The sequence below is a fragment of the Nitrosospira sp. TNL200 genome (assembly GCF_055386305.1).
Map to the genome: position 1 here is coordinate 556,845 of NZ_AP041003.1, position 15,422 is coordinate 572,266.

The window sequence follows — 15,422 nt, forward strand, 5'->3', positions numbered from 1 at the left end:
AGCAGGCCGAGGGACGGATGTTCCGGACGGATACAGAAGCGGCCAGCCGGAAAGACAGAAGGGCATGAAACATCACCATGAGGAGTATCCAATTTGAGCGGTTACCGAAGTGTCCGAAACGGTCTCTGTGATACGCTTGCTGCCATACTGTTATTGCTGGCAATGAATGCCGCGAATACCGCAAGTGGGCAAACCAAAACCGGTTTGAAGGAAAAGGAAAGCCTGGACTGCGCGCCGTCAGCCAGCTGGAGCGTTCCGGGCGGCGGAAAGCTGGCCGAGAGCGCGGTGATTGCGCAGGCTGCAAAACAATCCGTGGTTTTATTGGGGGAGATGCACGATAACCCGGATCATCACCGCTGGCAATTGCAGACACTGGCCGCGCTGCATGCCGTTCGCCCCGGCATGGTCATCGGGTTCGAGATGTTTCCGCGGAGGGTGCAAAAGGCCCTGGATCAATGGATAGCAGGGGAGCTTTCGGAAGCGCAATTTCTCGCGGCATCGGATTGGAATCACGTCTGGAGCACGGATTTCAACCTATACCTGCCACTGTTCCATTTTGCGCGCATGAATCGCATTCCAATGGTGGCGCTCAATATCGACACGCGGTTGAGAAGAGCGGTGTCAGCCAAGGGCTTCAGCGGGGTTCCCGAAGAAGAGCGCGAAGGAGTCAGCGCGCCCGCGCTGCCCAGTTCATCCTATCTCGATTATCTCCTGCCCATTTACGGCGAACACGAACGCGGTGGCAAGAAGAAAGGGGTTTTGAGCCGCGACGATCCCGATTTCCGCCGTTTTGTCGAGAGCCAGCAGCTTTGGGACCGGGCCATGGCGCAAGGAATACAGACAGCAGTGAATCGGCCTGATCACCCCCTCGTCGTGGGGATCATGGGCTCGGGCCATATCAAGCACGGCTATGGCGTGCCTCATCAGTTGAAAGATTTACGAATTCCCGATGTTGCCGCCCTGCTGCCCTGGACTGCGGGCAGTGCCTGCGCGCAAGTTGTCGCCGGTCTGGCCGACGCGGTGTTCGGAGTTGCTCCATTCTCGTTTGCTTCGCCGGAATCACCCCCGCGGCAGCGCCTGGGCATCCGCTTTGAAATGGCGCAGGACGGTGGCGCGCGGGTGTTGCAGGTGGAAAAAGGCAGTATCGCTGAGCAGGCCGGGATCCGGGATAGCGATGTGATAAGGGAAGCGGCAGGTGTCGCCATCACCCGCATGGATGATATCGTGGAAATAGTCAAGCACCAGGCTCCCGGCACATGGCTACCGCTGAAATTGAAGCGGGGGGATGAGACGATCGACATTGTCGCGAAGTTTCCCGCGTTGGCGAGGTCCGGAGCATGAAGGTAATGACCCAGTGGCTGCAAACCTGCATTGCGCTTTCGATCCTCGGAATTTTTTCCGCGGCGGGCATAGCTTCCGCCGCTTCGGCTGATTCCGGAGCTTCCGTGGCGCCCCAGGCACCAGCGGCGCCGGAGCCGGCGGATATCGAATACGATATCACGGTGCGTATCGATCCCGCGCAACGCAGCATCCAGGGGAACAGCATCATCACGGTAAGAAAAGGAGAAGAGCTGACCCTGGTGCTCGGCCGCCGCTTCGGCGTGCTCAGCGCCCGCATCGATGGCGTTGCGCTCGGGCCAGCCGCCAGTTCCGGAAATCTGCGCGCCTGGAGCATTCCCGGCAGCGAGCAGACGCCGCGCCGGATCGAAGTCGAGTGGCGTGGAGAGTTGTCAGCGCTCGATACGTCCATTGATCACCCCCAGACCCTGGGAAGGAATGAGCCGGCAACCGGCGAAATGGGGACCTTTCTTCCGGATTCGAGCGCGTGGTATCCCTACATCGCCGGAAAGCTCGCCAGCTACCGGGTAAGCATCGGCCTTCCCGCAGGGCAACGCGGCATCGTTCCGGGACGCTTGATCGAAGAATCCGACACCAACGAAGGGTATCAAGCGCGTTTTGAATTCATGGCTCCCACAGGGGGTATCGACCTGATGGCCGGTCCCTATGCCATCGAAACCCGCAAGATGACGGGGGCGGGCGGCAAACCCATACAGTTGCGCACGTATTTTCATTCCCAGATCGCTGATCTGGCCCCGGGATATCTGGATTCAGTCAGGCATTTCATCCAGTTTTATGAATCCTGGATAGGTCCGTATCCCTTCTCGGAATTCAGCGTAGTGTCGAGTCCGACGCCTACAGGGTTCGGCATGCCCACATTGACCTATCTCGGTATCGAGGTGCTTCGGCTGCCCTTCATCCGCTCCACCTCTCTGGGGCACGAAGTGCTGCATAACTGGTGGGGAAATGGCGTCTATCCCGATTACGCGCACGGCAACTGGTCGGAAGGCCTGACGACGTTCATGGCGGACTACACTTACAAGGAACGCGAGAGTGACGACGCCGCGCGGGAAATGCGCCGGGGATGGCTGCGCGATTTTGCGGCGCTGGCGCCGGGCCAGGACTCCCCGCTCACAACATTTACTTCGCGTACCCATGGCGCCTCTCAAATTGTCGGCTATAACAAGGCGGCAATGATGTTTCTGATGTTGCGCGACCTGCTGGGCCAGGAAATTTTTGATCGCTCGCTCCAGAGCTTCTGGCGCAAGGAGCGCTTTCATATTGCTTCCTGGAAGGATTTGCAAAATGCTTTCCAGGCTCAGTCATCAGGGAATCTGGATGTGTTTTTCGATCAGTGGCTGACGCGGGCAGGGGCGCCCGTGCTGCGTATTGCGGAAGCCAGGAAAGCACGGTCCACACCGGGTTATTCAGTTACCCTGACCATTGAGCAGGATCCGCCGGCATACCGCCTGCGTGTGCCGGTCTTGGTTCGGACCGAGGGGGGAGAGCAGGTTCGCCTGCTGGATCTGCAGAATGAACGCCAGGCGTTTACGCTCGATATTCAGGCGCGGCCGCTCGAGGTGACGCTTGATCCCGACCTTAGGTTGTTCCGCCGCCTGGCGCCCGACGAAGCTCCCCCCATCCTGCGCCAGGTCATGGTGGATCGCACCACGGTAGCCATTCTCCTGCCGGAGGGCGGCGAATTGCGGAGTGCCGCCGAAACGCTGGCATCGAAGCTTCAAAATCGTTCCCCAAGCCTCGTTTCGGGGAAGGATGATCTGCCACCGGTCCCGGCCCTGGTGATTGGCCTGGAAGAGCAGGTCGATTCCTGGCTGGCCAGCAAAAAACTGCCCGCACGGCCGGACAACGTGCGAGGCAAGGGCTCGGCGCAGGCCTGGACCGTCCGCCGTCCGGACGGCTTCACGCTTGCGGTGGTGTCCGCACAGGATACAGCGGCGCTTGGAGCGCTGATACGGCCGCTGCCGCATTATGGCCGCCAGAGTTACGTGATGTTCCAGGGGGCCAAGGTCATCGGCCGGGGAGCCTGGCCGACCCGCGTGCAGACGGTCAGGCTGGAGTGAGGCGTGGTATCCCTGGAATGCATGCATATTCCGGAAGCAATCGATTTCGTTATTTCCCTCTCCAGGCACAGCCAGGGCGGATCTTCGGTTTTTTTCGGACTCCGGCGGGGTTTTTTGTTAAAATACTCCCTTGATTTCCTTAAGGAAGCAAAGGGATCAACCATTCGTGCAGTCGCCCTTCGCGTATTCCATCCCGCAAGGCCGCCTTCGCGCCAGTGTGGATTTGTTCAGAGCTTCTTTATGAGTGGAGTATTCGATGGCTGTTGAAAGAACCTTGTCTATCATCAAACCGGATGCCGTTGAAAAAAATGTCATCGGTGAAATCTATTCACGTTTCGAAAGCAATGGGTTGAAAATCATTGCGGCGCGCATGCTGCATCTCTCCCGGGCGGAGGCCGAAGGTTTTTACGCCGTGCATCGCCATCGTCCATTTTTTAATGACCTGGTGAAGTTCATGATTTCCGGCCCGGTGATGGTGCAGGTACTCGAAGGGGAAGGCGCCATCAAAAAAAACCGGGAGCTGATGGGCGCGACCGATCCGAAAGCGGCGGAGAAAGGCACGATTCGGGCGGATTTCGCGGACAGTATCGATGCCAACGCCGTGCACGGTTCCGATTCGCCTGAAACCGCCGCGATTGAAGTGGCTTATTATTTCTCGGCCCTCGATATTCATTCCCGATAAGAATGAGAATGGATTTCTGCTCCACGTCATGAGCGTTAATCTCCTTGATTTCAATTACGGAGGCCTTTCCGAATTCTGTGCGCAGATCGGAGAGAAGCCATTCCGCGCCAGGCAGTTGCTGCGCTGGATACATCAATCCGGAGCCGCCGATTTTGCATCGATGAGCGATTTGGCAAAGCCGTTGCGGGAACGGCTTGCCACAATGGCCGTCATTGAGCCACCGGGACTCATGAGCGACCATGCCGCGAGCGATGGCACCCGCAAATGGCTGTTGTCGGTGGGGGCGGGCAACGGTATCGAAACAGTCTTCATACCGGAGGCCAACCGGGGTACGCTCTGCATATCCAGCCAGGTTGGTTGTGCGCTGGCCTGCACTTTCTGTTCCACCGGAGCGCAGGGCTTCAATCGCAATCTGACTGTGGCGGAGATTATCGGCCAGTTATGGTGGGCTAACGCCACACTGATGAGCAATCCGGCGGAATGTTCTGCAGGGGAAACGCCGGTTGCTGGGGTTGGCCGGAATGGAGCGGCACTTTCCGTTCGCCACGCCGTTGCGAGCCGTCCTGTCACCAATGTGGTGATGATGGGCATGGGCGAACCATTGGCCAACTTCGAAAACGTGGTGACCGCTCTAGATCTGATGCTGGATGACAATGCATACGGACTGTCCCGCCGGCGGGTGACGGTGAGCACTTCCGGCCTGATTCCCGCCATGGACCGGTTGCGCGAGCGGTGTCCGGTGGCGCTCGCCGTGTCTTTGCATGCACCTAATGATACTCTGCGGAACCAACTGGTGCCTATCAACAGAAAATATCCGATCAGCGAACTGCTGGCGGCTTGCCGGCGTTATCTTGTATCCGCGCCCCGGGATTTCATTACCTTTGAGTATGTCATGCTGGATGGCGTCAATGACAGTCCATTGCATGCGCGCGAGCTGGTCCGGCTGGTGCAGGATATGCCATGCAAGTTCAATCTGATTCCATTCAATCCATTTCCGCATTCCAGCTATCGACGCTCCTCTCCACAGGCGGTGGCGCGGTTTCGCGACGTGCTGCAACAGGCTGGGCTGGTGACTACCGTCCGCAAAACTCGCGGCGACGATATTTCTGCCGCCTGCGGCCAGCTTGCCGGGAAGGTGCATGACAAAAGCCAGCGGACAAGCCGCAAGGCGATGGAAATGACAAAATGAGAGGAACCAGGAAACTGCGGAAGGCATCTTGCGTTTGCCACGCTTGCTGCCGTTTTCGTTCATCGATGGTTTCGCATGAAGCGCAACACAATCCAAGGAGTTTCCTTACTGGATTCGAATGATAAATACGCCAGATCCGGATAACAGGAATCATGAGCTCGAGCGGGGACCGTTCCAGTCCAGGGAAAGGGTCGGGCAGCTATTGCGCGCCGCCAGGACGAATCGTGGTTTGAGCGTGCAAGATGTCGCAAGACGGTTGCGGTTGTCGGTGCGGCAGATTACTGCCCTTGAGGAAGATGACTACAGTAAGCTGGCGAGCAATAATACCTTTTTGCGCGGGTTTGTCCGCAATTATGCCAAGGTCGTGGAGATCGATGCTTTGCCATTGTTGCGACTACTGGAGCAATCGCTGCCCCCCGATCCCGCTCCGACCATTATCCCTCAGACCGAGGGAATCCCGTTCCCTTCGAACCGGAAACAGGGGGTGCGCAGCTTCCTCATTGTCAGTGGAGCAATTCTGGCGCTGGCGCTGCTGATTTATGAAATTTATCGCGGGAATGAGGCCACGATGGATAGTCAAAAGCCGGCATCGAAGACCGAATCTCAAGCCCGAGCCGCGCCCGAGGTAACAGAACCCCTTCCCTTGCCAACGCCTTTGTCAATGCCGCCGAGGAATGACGGAAATGAGGGAAAGACCGAATCTCTCTCTGGGGACCGGGGAGCAATTGAGCAGAAAAGCATCATTTCGCCTCCTGGATCCGATTCTGCGCCCATTTCCGGTCCGGTTCCTGTGCCGGTAGCCGGCCCGGTTCAGCAAATCGCGCCGGCTGCCGGCGTGCAGAATGAAGGCGATGGTTCCGTACAAGGCGGCAATGTTCAGCAGCGGCCGCCAGCAGGGGATGCGCCCGAAGTCATTCGCGAATGGAAAGACACTCTTCATCTTGTTTTCGGGGGGGAGTCATGGACCGAGGTGAAGGATGGTCGCGGGAGGTTGCTTCTTTCGAGGGTCAATCCTCCGGGAACAGAGCAGTTTCTGCGTGGAGAGCCGCCGTTTTCCCTTGCAATCGGCAATGCTGTGACTGTCCACCTGGTCTACAATGGCAAGTCAGTCGATCTCTCGCCCTATATCAATCGTTATGGCGGAACGGCCAGGCTGTTGCTTCAATAGTCCCGAATCCGGCAGTTGACTGCTCATTTCCAGTTTGGAGCCATGATCCACAAAGACTTTCCGCGGCATCTGACGTTCAGCTATATGGCGGGTTCGCTACAGGGCGGATTACGTGATTTTTGTGGTTTTGCGGCACAGGGGGGCTGCGTTGCCGCTCCCTGGAATGGAATGGCCATTACGCATCGCAGCACCTTGCCCTGCACTCCAAAAACCGCACACACCACCCTGTCCAACTGCCGAATTTAAAATATATTTTCATCTTTACAAGGGTCTCACACCTACTTATGACTATGTCTCAGAATGGCTTTCCGCCGCGCCGCAATAGTGTGGGGGTACGCATCGGAAATATCACCGTTGGAGGGGGGGCGCCCATTGTCGTGCAATCGATGACCAATACCGATACCGAAAATGAGGTTGCCACGGCATTGCAAGTCGCCCAGCTCGCGCGCGCCGGATCGGAACTGGTCCGCATCACGGTCAATACCGCCGCGGCTGCCAAAGCGGTGCCCGGTATCCGCGCCCGCCTCGATGCCATGGATTGTCATGTTCCGCTCATTGGCGACTTCCATTTCAATGGCCACAAGCTCGTGACCGAATTTCCGGATTGTGCGAGGGCATTGGCCAAGTACCGTATCAACCCTGGCAATGTAGGGCACGGAAAGAAACGCGATGAGCAATTTTCCATTCTGATTGAAGCCGCATGCAAGTACGAGAAGCCGGTGCGAATCGGCGTGAACTGGGGCAGCCTGGATCCGGAATTGCTTGCGCGCATGATGGATGAGAATGCCTCCTCCGCCGATCCTCAGGATGCGGGGGTGGTGATGCGAAAGGCACTCATCACTTCGGCGCTGGAGAGCGCCAGGCGTGCGGAAGAGATAGGCCTTGGACGGGATCGCATCATATTGTCCTGCAAGGTAAGCGGTGTCCGGGACTTGATCAGTGTTTACCGGGAACTGGCGGCGGATTGCAACTATGCCCTGCATCTTGGATTGACCGAGGCAGGAATGGGTTCCAAAGGCATCGTGGCTTCCACTGCCGCGCTATCGGTACTGCTGCTGGAGGGCATAGGCGATACCATCCGGATATCGCTTACGCCGGAGCCCGGCGGGGATCGTTCCCGCGAGGTGGTCGTTGCCCAGGAAATCCTGCAGACCACGGGCTTGCGGGCTTTCGTACCTCTGGTGGCGGCCTGCCCCGGATGCGGGCGTACAACCAGCACTTATTTTCAGGAGCTGGCGGAAAGCATACAAGGATATGTTCGTGAACAGATGCTGGTATGGCGTGAAGAATATGATGGCGTAGAGAACATGACCCTGGCGGTGATGGGCTGCGTTGTCAATGGCCCCGGTGAAAGCAAGCACGCCAATATCGGCATCAGCCTTCCCGGTTCGGGGGAACGGCCCGTGGCGCCCGTTTACGTGGATGGTCGCAAATCCGTTACCTTGAAGGGCGACAATATCGCAGGTGAATTTCGCCAGATCGTCGATGACTATGTGCAGATGAAATATCCGAAGAAAACGGCCACCGGCTAGCATGGCGAGAACCATTCAGGCCATTCGCGGGATGAATGACATCCTGCCTGACCAGATATATCTCTGGGAATTCTTTGAACAGGCCATCCGTGAATGCATGGCGGCTTACGGCTATCGCAACATACGCATGCCGATCGTGGAGCAAACCGATCTGTTCGTCCGTTCCATCGGATCGGTAACCGATATCGTCGAAAAGGAAATGTATTCTTTTTCAGACAGCCTCAACGGCGATAGCCTGACACTGCGCCCGGAAGGCACGGCCTCGTGTGTGCGCGCGGCACTGGAGCACAATCTTCTCTATGCCGGACCTCAAAGACTGTATTACTCGGGGCCCATGTTCCGTCATGAACGTCCCCAAAAGGGACGTTATCGCCAGTTTCATCAGGTGGGCGCGGAAGCGCTGGGTTATGCCGGACCGGACATCGATGCGGAACTCATCATCCTGTGCGGAGAATTATGGAAGAAGCTGGGTATCTCCGAGGTCAGGCTGGAAATCGGCACGCTGGGCAGCGCAGAATCCCGCGCGCTGCATCGGGGACGATTGATACGCTATCTGGAGCAGCACCTGGGCAGGCTGGACGAGGATGCCTCCCGGCGGCTGCACAGTAATCCGTTGCGGATACTCGACAGCAAGAACGCTGAGATGAAAGAGATCATCGAGGGCGCCCCCCGGCTGCTGGACGATCTCGATGAGGATTCGCTCGCGCATTTCGAGGCGTTGCAGCGTATCTTGCGGGAACAGGGGGTGGATTTCGAGATCAATCCCCGCCTGGTAAGGGGGTTGGATTATTACAACCGAACCGTATTCGAGTGGATCACCCCCAGGCTCGGCGCCCAGGGCACCATCTGCGCAGGCGGACGATATGACGGGCTGGTGGAGCAGATAGGAGGGAAGGCGGCTCCGGCGTGCGGATTTGCCATGGGGATAGAGCGAACGCTCGCACTCATGCTCGAATCGGGCGCAAAGGTTGCCAGCAGTGCGCCCGACGCCTATGTGATACATCGCGGCGAAGCGGCGGACGGATTTGCCTGGAAAGTCGTAAGGCGCCTGCGGGATGGCGGACTGAAGGCGATCCTGCATTGCGGCGATGGCAGCTTCAAGGCTCAAATGAAAAAAGCGGATGCGAGCGGGGCGCGGTTTGCGGTGATCGTCGGCGATGACGAAGCACAGGCCGGCGAGATCAGTGTCAAGCCGCTGCGGGAGGCGGCGGAACAGGTAAGAGTGGGGCTGGCGGAAGCCGCGGATTTGCTTGGCGCTTCTCCAAGGATGATTTGAAACGGAAAATATTCAGGAAATCAAATGGCCGTATACGATCTGGAAGAGCAGGAAAAATTAGACAGTCTGAAGTCCTGGTGGAAAACGTATGGCACGCTGGTCATTGTGGCTATCGCTGTTTTCATGGCCGGCATTGCCGGCATGCAGGCATGGAATTATTATCAGAGGCAGCAGGTCGAGCAGGCAGCCGAGCTGTACGCGTCGCTGCTGCAAGTCAAAGGGAGTGACGATACCAGGAAGATCGATGCTGCTGCCGGCCTGCTCATGCAAGGTTTTCCCGGCAGCGGCTACGCGTCGCGCGCTGCTTTGATCTCTGCTCGCGCGAGTTTTGACGCGGGCGATATGCAAACCACCAGGAGCCGGCTCCAGTGGGTACTGGATAACAGCAAGGAAGACGAACTGAAAGATCTTGTGCGGCTGCGGCTGGCCGGCATATTGCTGGACGAGAGAAAATACAACGAAGCTTTGCAGTTACTGGAGGCCAAGCACGGTGAATCCTTCGATGGGCTTTATGCCGATCTCAAGGGAGATATCCTCTCTGCCGCCGGCAAACCGGCCGAGGCGCGTATAGCCTATCAATCGGGGCTGGACAAGATGACGAAGAACAGCACTTATTACAATATCGTCCAAATGAAGCTCGATTCCTTGCAGCAGGCCAAGCAGGAAGAGCAAGGAAAGCACTGAACAAATCATGCTTACTTTATTTAGTTCCCATTCCAAGGTTTAACATCACGGGCTTTAGCCGGACAGCTTTAGTTTGGGTAAGATGGGTGGAGCAAAGCGTAGCCCATCATTTTCCTGGTGCTGGGTAGATGTTTTTTGATGGGTCGCGCTTCACTCCACCCATCCTACCGTTGCCACAGTTGTTACAGTTGCATTCAAAATGAAACCCGATTGGAACGCATCGTTCAGGCGACGCGTATCCGGATTTTCAGTCCGTAATTTTTAGTCCGTAACACTAACCCACCAGCTTTAGCTGCTGGTTGTTGAGTATCCGACAATGTCTGTGGGCAAACCCGCCTTCCCGAAGTCCTTACGCCAGTTCAGCGCGGGTTCCAACGAAACGGGCCGCTCGCCTTCGCACGAAAGAGCATTTCAAGGCGATCGAAGCTTGCTACTCGGCGATCCGGATTTGCTCGATATCGGCTGGCGGGAAATGCTGGGCTGGCAACTGTCGCGATTGCGCGCTGCGGTGGTGTGGCGCCTTCTGGCGCTGGCGGCAATCGCAAGTTTCTCCGGATGCTCCGGCATGACGGAAATGGCGCGCGATCTGGTGCGCGATCTGTCGGATATCGATCTGGAGGCCATGAGCGGAGGACTGCTCGGCGGAGAACCGCTTATGGTGAGCCAGGAACAGATGACCAGGCTGACCAAACTTCCCCGCATCCCTTCTCTATGGCAAGTCACGCTGGAGGAAAGCAAGGTGACGGTATTTTCGCCGCTTTTCGAAAATGGTTCGGTCTACGCAGCCAGCACCAACGGAGAACTGTTGCGCTTCGATCCCATCTCGGGAAAACAGTCGGGAGGCACACAGACCAAGAGTCAATTGTCCGGAGGAGTGGGTGCTGGCGAGGGCATGATTCTGGTTGGGAGTTTCAAGGGGCAAGTTCTGGCCTATGACGAACGAAATGGCAAGCTTTTGTGGAGCACTCATGTCTCGACCGAAGTACTGAGCCCGCCATACGCGGGGAATGGCATGGTAATCGTTCGCACGGGAGATGGAAGGATTTTTTGCCTGGAAGCCGGTAGCGGCAAACGCAAGTGGATTTACCAGGGTGCGACTCCAGCGCTGACCGTCAGGAGTTTCGCAGGAGTAGCCATGTCGAACAGCATGGTTTTCGCCGGTTTTGCTGGAGGAAAACTGGTCGCACTCAATCTGTCCAGCGGCAGCCTGGCGTGGGAAGCGGTAGTGGCGCGGCCAAAAGGCGCTACTGAACTCGAGAGAATCACGGATATCACCAGTTTGCCGGTCACGGACGGGCAGCAGGTCTGTGCGGTTGCCTATCAGGGGCGGGTTGCCTGCTTCGACACCGCAAGCGGAAATCAGCTCTGGGCACGAGACGTATCAAGTAACGCCGGTCTTGCCATGGATGAGTACTACGTCTATGTAAGCGAGAACAAGGGTGAACTGATTGCATATGATAAAAGAGATGGCGCAAGCGTATGGAAACAGGATATGCTTAGCGGTTTCCGGTTGTCTCCTCCACTTATCCAGGGCCCTTACATCGTCGTCGCTGACACCCTGGGAAATGTCAGCCTCATCAGAAGAGACAATGGCTCGATCGTGGCACGCTCCAGTACCGATGGAAGCGCCATAGTCGCGCGTCCGGCGTCGCTACCCAACGGTTTTGTAGTGCAAACGAAAAACGGCGGCCTTTACGCATTCGGTGTGACCGGCTGATAGCCGCCTGTTTGCCGTCAGCGATACCCTCCCGCTGTTGCTTGTCCTTCATCAGTATCCGATTTTCCCGACAGCAGAACTTTTTTGATGATGAAGCCTACCCTCGTACTGGTCGGCCGGCCCAATGTGGGCAAGTCGGCCTTGTTCAACCGCCTGACCCGCAGCCGTGACGCGATTGTCGCCGACATACCCGGATTGACGAGAGATCGCCATTATGGCCACGGCAGGTTGGGCCATAAACCCTATCTGGTAGTGGACACTGGCGGCCTCGAGCCGACATCCGAGGAGGGTATTCTGAGCGAGATGGCCAGACAGACACGGCAGGCGGTGGATGAGGCGGATAAGGTCCTTTTTCTGGTGGATGGAAGGCAAGGCGTCACCTCGCACGACCGAATCATTGCAGACCAGTTACGGCGCACCGGCCGCAGGATCGTGCTGGCGGTAAATAAAACCGAGGGCATGCCGGCCGCTGTAGTCACCGCGGAGTTTCATGAGCTGGGCCTGGGCGAGCCTTACGCTATTTCAGCCATCCACGGCGACAATGTGAATGAACTGATGGAACTGATCCTGCTGGATTTTCCGCAATCGGATGGCAGCGAGAGTGAAGGGAGGCATCCTAAAGTCGCCATCGTGGGCCGGCCCAACGCCGGAAAATCCACCCTCGTGAATGCTCTGCTCGGTGAGGAGCGTGTTATCGCATTCGATCAACCTGGCACCACGCGGGACAGCATCTATATCGATTTCAGCCACAAGGGCAAGACATATACACTGATCGATACGGCCGGCCTGCGCCGGCGGGGAAAGGTGTTCGAAACCGTAGAGAAGTTTTCGGTGGTAAAAACCCTGCAGGCGATAGAGGACGCCAATGTGGTCATACTGATGCTGGATGCGCAAAACGAAATCTCCGATCAGGATGCGCATATCGCCGGATTTATTCGGGAGGCTGGCCGGGCTCTGGTGCTGGCCGTCAACAAATGGGATGGCCTGAGCGATTATGCGCGCCATACGATCAAGGCGGAGATCGCCCGAAAGCTTTCATTCGTGCTCGATTTTGCGCAAGTGCACTATATTTCGGCCCTGCATGGGAACGGGCTGAAAGGCCTGCTTCCTTCCGTTGATGCAGCCTATGACGCCGCAATGGCGGATCTTTCCACTCCCAAGCTTACCCGTGCCCTGATTGCCGCGGTAGAGAAGCAGCCGCCACCCCGTGCAGGAATATCCCGGCCCAAGCTCCGCTATGCTCATCAGGGCGGCTCCAATCCTCCCCTTATCGTGATACATGGGAATGCTCTCGACGACATTTCGCAATCCTATCAGCGCTATCTTGAAAACACGTTTCGCGAGGCATTCCAGTTGACGGGTACGCCGTTGCGGGTGGAGTTCAGGACTGGCCGCAACCCTTATGCGAACAGGACACCGGCTCCTCTCAGCGAGGCGGAGGCAAAACGCGCTCATCGGCGCCGTCGATACGGCCGAAAGCGATATGGCTGATTGCCGCGGTTCGAAGGAAGATCCGGATGAGCGCCGCCAGGGCTGGGTGAAAGACTTGCTTCCTGGACTGACTTCTTAATGCAGTATCCTCGGAACGCTTAAAATGAATTCGGGTATGGGTGCATCGAAGCGCAGGCCGTCTTCAGCCACCATCTGATAGCTGCCCTTCATCGAACCTACGGGCGTTGAGATGGCAGTGCCACTGGTATATTCGAAACTGTCGCCAGGCTTCAGGAGCGGCTGTTCGCCGACTACGCCTAATCCGCGTACTTCCTGAACGCCTCCACCCCCATCGGCTATTATCCAGTGCCGGCTGATGAGCTGCGCTGCAACCGTTCCCGTATTCGCAAGCACGATGGTATAGGCGAATACGTAACGGTCGAGCGCTTCGTCCGACTGTTCCGGAAGGTAGGCTGTATGAACCTTCACTGCAATTTCATATTTTTTGCTTTCTGACATGATTACATTGCACACTATTTTTTGCCTGACGGCAAGAGTGGGGGCAAGGCCAAGGTTTTTCGATCCATCCAGAGAAGCGGAAGAAGGAAGGCAAAATTCCCCAGGCAGATAAAATACAGCCTTTTAACCTGTTGGCATGCGACGCCATTCATTTATGGTTAAAATGGAGCCTTTGACCCATCTTTGACCATAAAGGAAGCTGTCCATGGCTAATTATCGCATTGCTCCAAGTATTCTTTCCGCAAACTTTGCCAAATTGGGCGATGAAATTACAGCCGTTATCGCTTCCGGAGCCGATTTCATCCATTTTGACGTGATGGATAACCATTATGTGCCCAATCTCACCATCGGTCCTCTTGTTTGCGAAGCGATCCGTCCCGTAACCGACGCGATTATCGATGTGCACCTGATGGTCGAGCCGGTAGATCGCATCGTTCCCGATTTTGCCAAGGCTGGCGCAAATATCATTTCCTTTCATCCCGAAGCGACAAGGCATATAGATCGTACCATCGGGCTTATCAAGGAGCAGGGATGCAAGGCCGGGCTGGTATTCAATCCCGCAACCCCCCTGGATTACCTCGATCACGTGCTGGATAAGCTGGACCTGGTGCTGATAATGTCCGTCAACCCCGGTTTTGGAGGACAACAGTTCATTCCCGAAGCCCTGCGAAAACTAGCTGCGGTCCGCAAGCGCATCGATGACTCGGGCAGGGATATTCTTTTGGAAATCGATGGCGGGGTCAAGGTAGACAATATTGCGAAGATCGCGCGGGCGGGCGCCGATACTTTTGTTGCGGGTTCCGCCATCTACGGTGCGGGGAAGGATAGCGACCCACACCGCTATGACTCGGTTCTGGCGGCTTTCCGGGCGGAGCTGGCAAAGGTTTGATCCAGTTCCAGTCAGGAAGAGAAAGGACATCATTTTCAGAGATACATTTCCGCATTGCATGAAGCGGTGAAAATTTTTTATTCGGCTATCAGTATTTGACCTGAGGACATACCAAGTGAACAAGAGCTTTTCCGCAATCGCGGATATACCTGCGGTTGCGGGGGAATTTTCATTGCCTGTCAAAGCGGTGATGATCGATCTGGACGGCACGTTGCTCGACACCGCAGCCGATCTGGCTGCGGCAGCGAATAGCATGCTGCGGGAATTGGGAAAAAGCGAACTGCCGCTCGAGACCATCCAATCCTACATCGGCAAGGGTATACAAAAACTGGTGAAGCGTGCGCTTACCGGAAGTCTCGATGAGGAGCCCGACGTAGAATTATTTGAGCGGGCCATGCCGATATATGAGCGTGAATACGCAAAAACGCTATATGTGAATACCCGGCCTTATCCCGGTGTGCTCGATGGGCTGAACATCTTGCGCGAGGCTGGTTTTCACCTTGCCTGTGTCACCAACAAGGCAGAAGTTTTTACCCTGCCGCTACTCCGGGCTGCCGGCCTCGCCGAATACTTTGAACTCACTCTCTCTGGCGATAGCTTGCCCAGAAAGAAGCCGGATCCCATGCCCTTATTGCATGCGTGTACTCATTTTGCCATTCTGCCCTCCGAAATGCTGCTGATCGGAGATTCCCTGAACGATGCCGAGGCTGCACGCGCCGCCGGCTGCCATATCTTCTGCGTACCCTACGGATACAATGAAGGCCGCGACGTGCGCGAGCTGGATTGTGATGCTGTTGTCCTGTCCATCCTCGATGCTGCGAGATTGATCCGGAAATCTTCCTAATACGCTGTCATGAGTTCTGAGACCGGAATCGAAGCTTACAGAGTTGCCGCCATTTTCCGGCTGCGCCGTTTT

The 15,422-nt window shown here is 56.7% G+C and carries 13 protein-coding genes; 12 read left to right on the forward strand and 1 reads right to left on the reverse strand.

Features of this window, described 5'->3' with window-relative positions; genetic code table 11:
- The first annotated feature begins 93 nt into the window (after window positions 1–93).
- From ACZ5CE_RS02575 to der, 10 genes are all read left to right on the forward strand, one after another.
- Window positions 94–1,341: a ChaN family lipoprotein gene (locus tag ACZ5CE_RS02575; protein WP_464576196.1), complete on the forward strand. Its 1,248-nt coding sequence runs from the start codon at window positions 94–96 to the stop codon at window positions 1,339–1,341.
- A complete protein-coding gene (locus ACZ5CE_RS02580) occupies window positions 1,338–3,419 on the forward strand; it encodes a M1 family metallopeptidase (protein WP_464576197.1) in 2,082 nt (693 codons plus the stop codon). Before ACZ5CE_RS02575 ends, ACZ5CE_RS02580 begins: the two co-directional genes overlap by 4 nt.
- 256 nt (window positions 3,420–3,675) lie before the next feature.
- Complete coding sequence (gene ndk, locus ACZ5CE_RS02585; RefSeq protein WP_464576198.1) at window positions 3,676–4,101, forward strand: nucleoside-diphosphate kinase; 426 nt, start codon at window positions 3,676–3,678, stop codon at window positions 4,099–4,101.
- Between the two features lie 28 nt (window positions 4,102–4,129).
- Window positions 4,130–5,290, forward strand: a complete 1,161-nt coding sequence (gene rlmN / locus ACZ5CE_RS02590) for a dual-specificity RNA methyltransferase RlmN (protein ID WP_464576199.1) — start codon at window positions 4,130–4,132, stop codon at window positions 5,288–5,290.
- Between the two features lie 118 nt (window positions 5,291–5,408).
- Complete coding sequence (locus ACZ5CE_RS02595) at window positions 5,409–6,458, forward strand: RodZ domain-containing protein (RefSeq protein WP_464576200.1); 1,050 nt, start codon at window positions 5,409–5,411, stop codon at window positions 6,456–6,458.
- A 290-nt stretch (window positions 6,459–6,748) separates the two neighbouring features.
- Window positions 6,749–7,990 carry a flavodoxin-dependent (E)-4-hydroxy-3-methylbut-2-enyl-diphosphate synthase gene (gene ispG / locus ACZ5CE_RS02600; protein ID WP_464577394.1) on the forward strand — a complete coding sequence of 414 codons (1,242 nt, stop codon included), beginning with the start codon at window positions 6,749–6,751 and terminating at the stop codon, window positions 7,988–7,990.
- Window position 7,991: 1 nt separating this feature from the next.
- Window positions 7,992–9,266: a histidine--tRNA ligase gene (gene hisS / locus ACZ5CE_RS02605; protein WP_464576201.1), complete on the forward strand. Its 1,275-nt coding sequence runs from the start codon at window positions 7,992–7,994 to the stop codon at window positions 9,264–9,266.
- 24 nt (window positions 9,267–9,290) lie between these two features.
- On the forward strand, window positions 9,291–9,950 hold the full coding sequence (locus tag ACZ5CE_RS02610; RefSeq protein ID WP_464576202.1) for a tetratricopeptide repeat protein: 660 nt from the start codon (window positions 9,291–9,293) through the stop codon (window positions 9,948–9,950).
- A 316-nt stretch (window positions 9,951–10,266) separates the two neighbouring features.
- A complete protein-coding gene (gene bamB, locus ACZ5CE_RS02615) occupies window positions 10,267–11,667 on the forward strand; it encodes an outer membrane protein assembly factor BamB (protein ID WP_464576203.1) in 1,401 nt (466 codons plus the stop codon).
- 90 nt (window positions 11,668–11,757) lie between these two features.
- Window positions 11,758–13,158: a ribosome biogenesis GTPase Der gene (gene der, locus ACZ5CE_RS02620; protein ID WP_464577396.1), complete on the forward strand. Its 1,401-nt coding sequence runs from the start codon at window positions 11,758–11,760 to the stop codon at window positions 13,156–13,158.
- Window positions 13,159–13,233: 75 nt separating this feature from the next.
- Here der and apaG read toward each other — a convergent pair whose 3' ends face one another.
- Window positions 13,234–13,617 carry a Co2+/Mg2+ efflux protein ApaG gene (gene apaG / locus ACZ5CE_RS02625; protein WP_464576204.1) on the reverse strand — a complete coding sequence of 128 codons (384 nt, stop codon included), beginning with the start codon at window positions 13,615–13,617 and terminating at the stop codon, window positions 13,234–13,236.
- Window positions 13,618–13,822: 205 nt separating this feature from the next.
- Here apaG and rpe point away from each other — a divergent pair, with 205 nt between their 5' ends.
- Window positions 13,823–14,506, forward strand: a complete 684-nt coding sequence (gene rpe / locus ACZ5CE_RS02630; protein WP_464576205.1) for a ribulose-phosphate 3-epimerase — start codon at window positions 13,823–13,825, stop codon at window positions 14,504–14,506.
- A 115-nt stretch (window positions 14,507–14,621) separates the two neighbouring features.
- Window positions 14,622–15,350 (forward strand): phosphoglycolate phosphatase, encoded by a 729-nt coding sequence (locus ACZ5CE_RS02635; RefSeq protein WP_464576206.1) that lies wholly within the window; start codon window positions 14,622–14,624, stop codon window positions 15,348–15,350.
- Window positions 15,351–15,422: the final 72 nt, after the last annotated feature.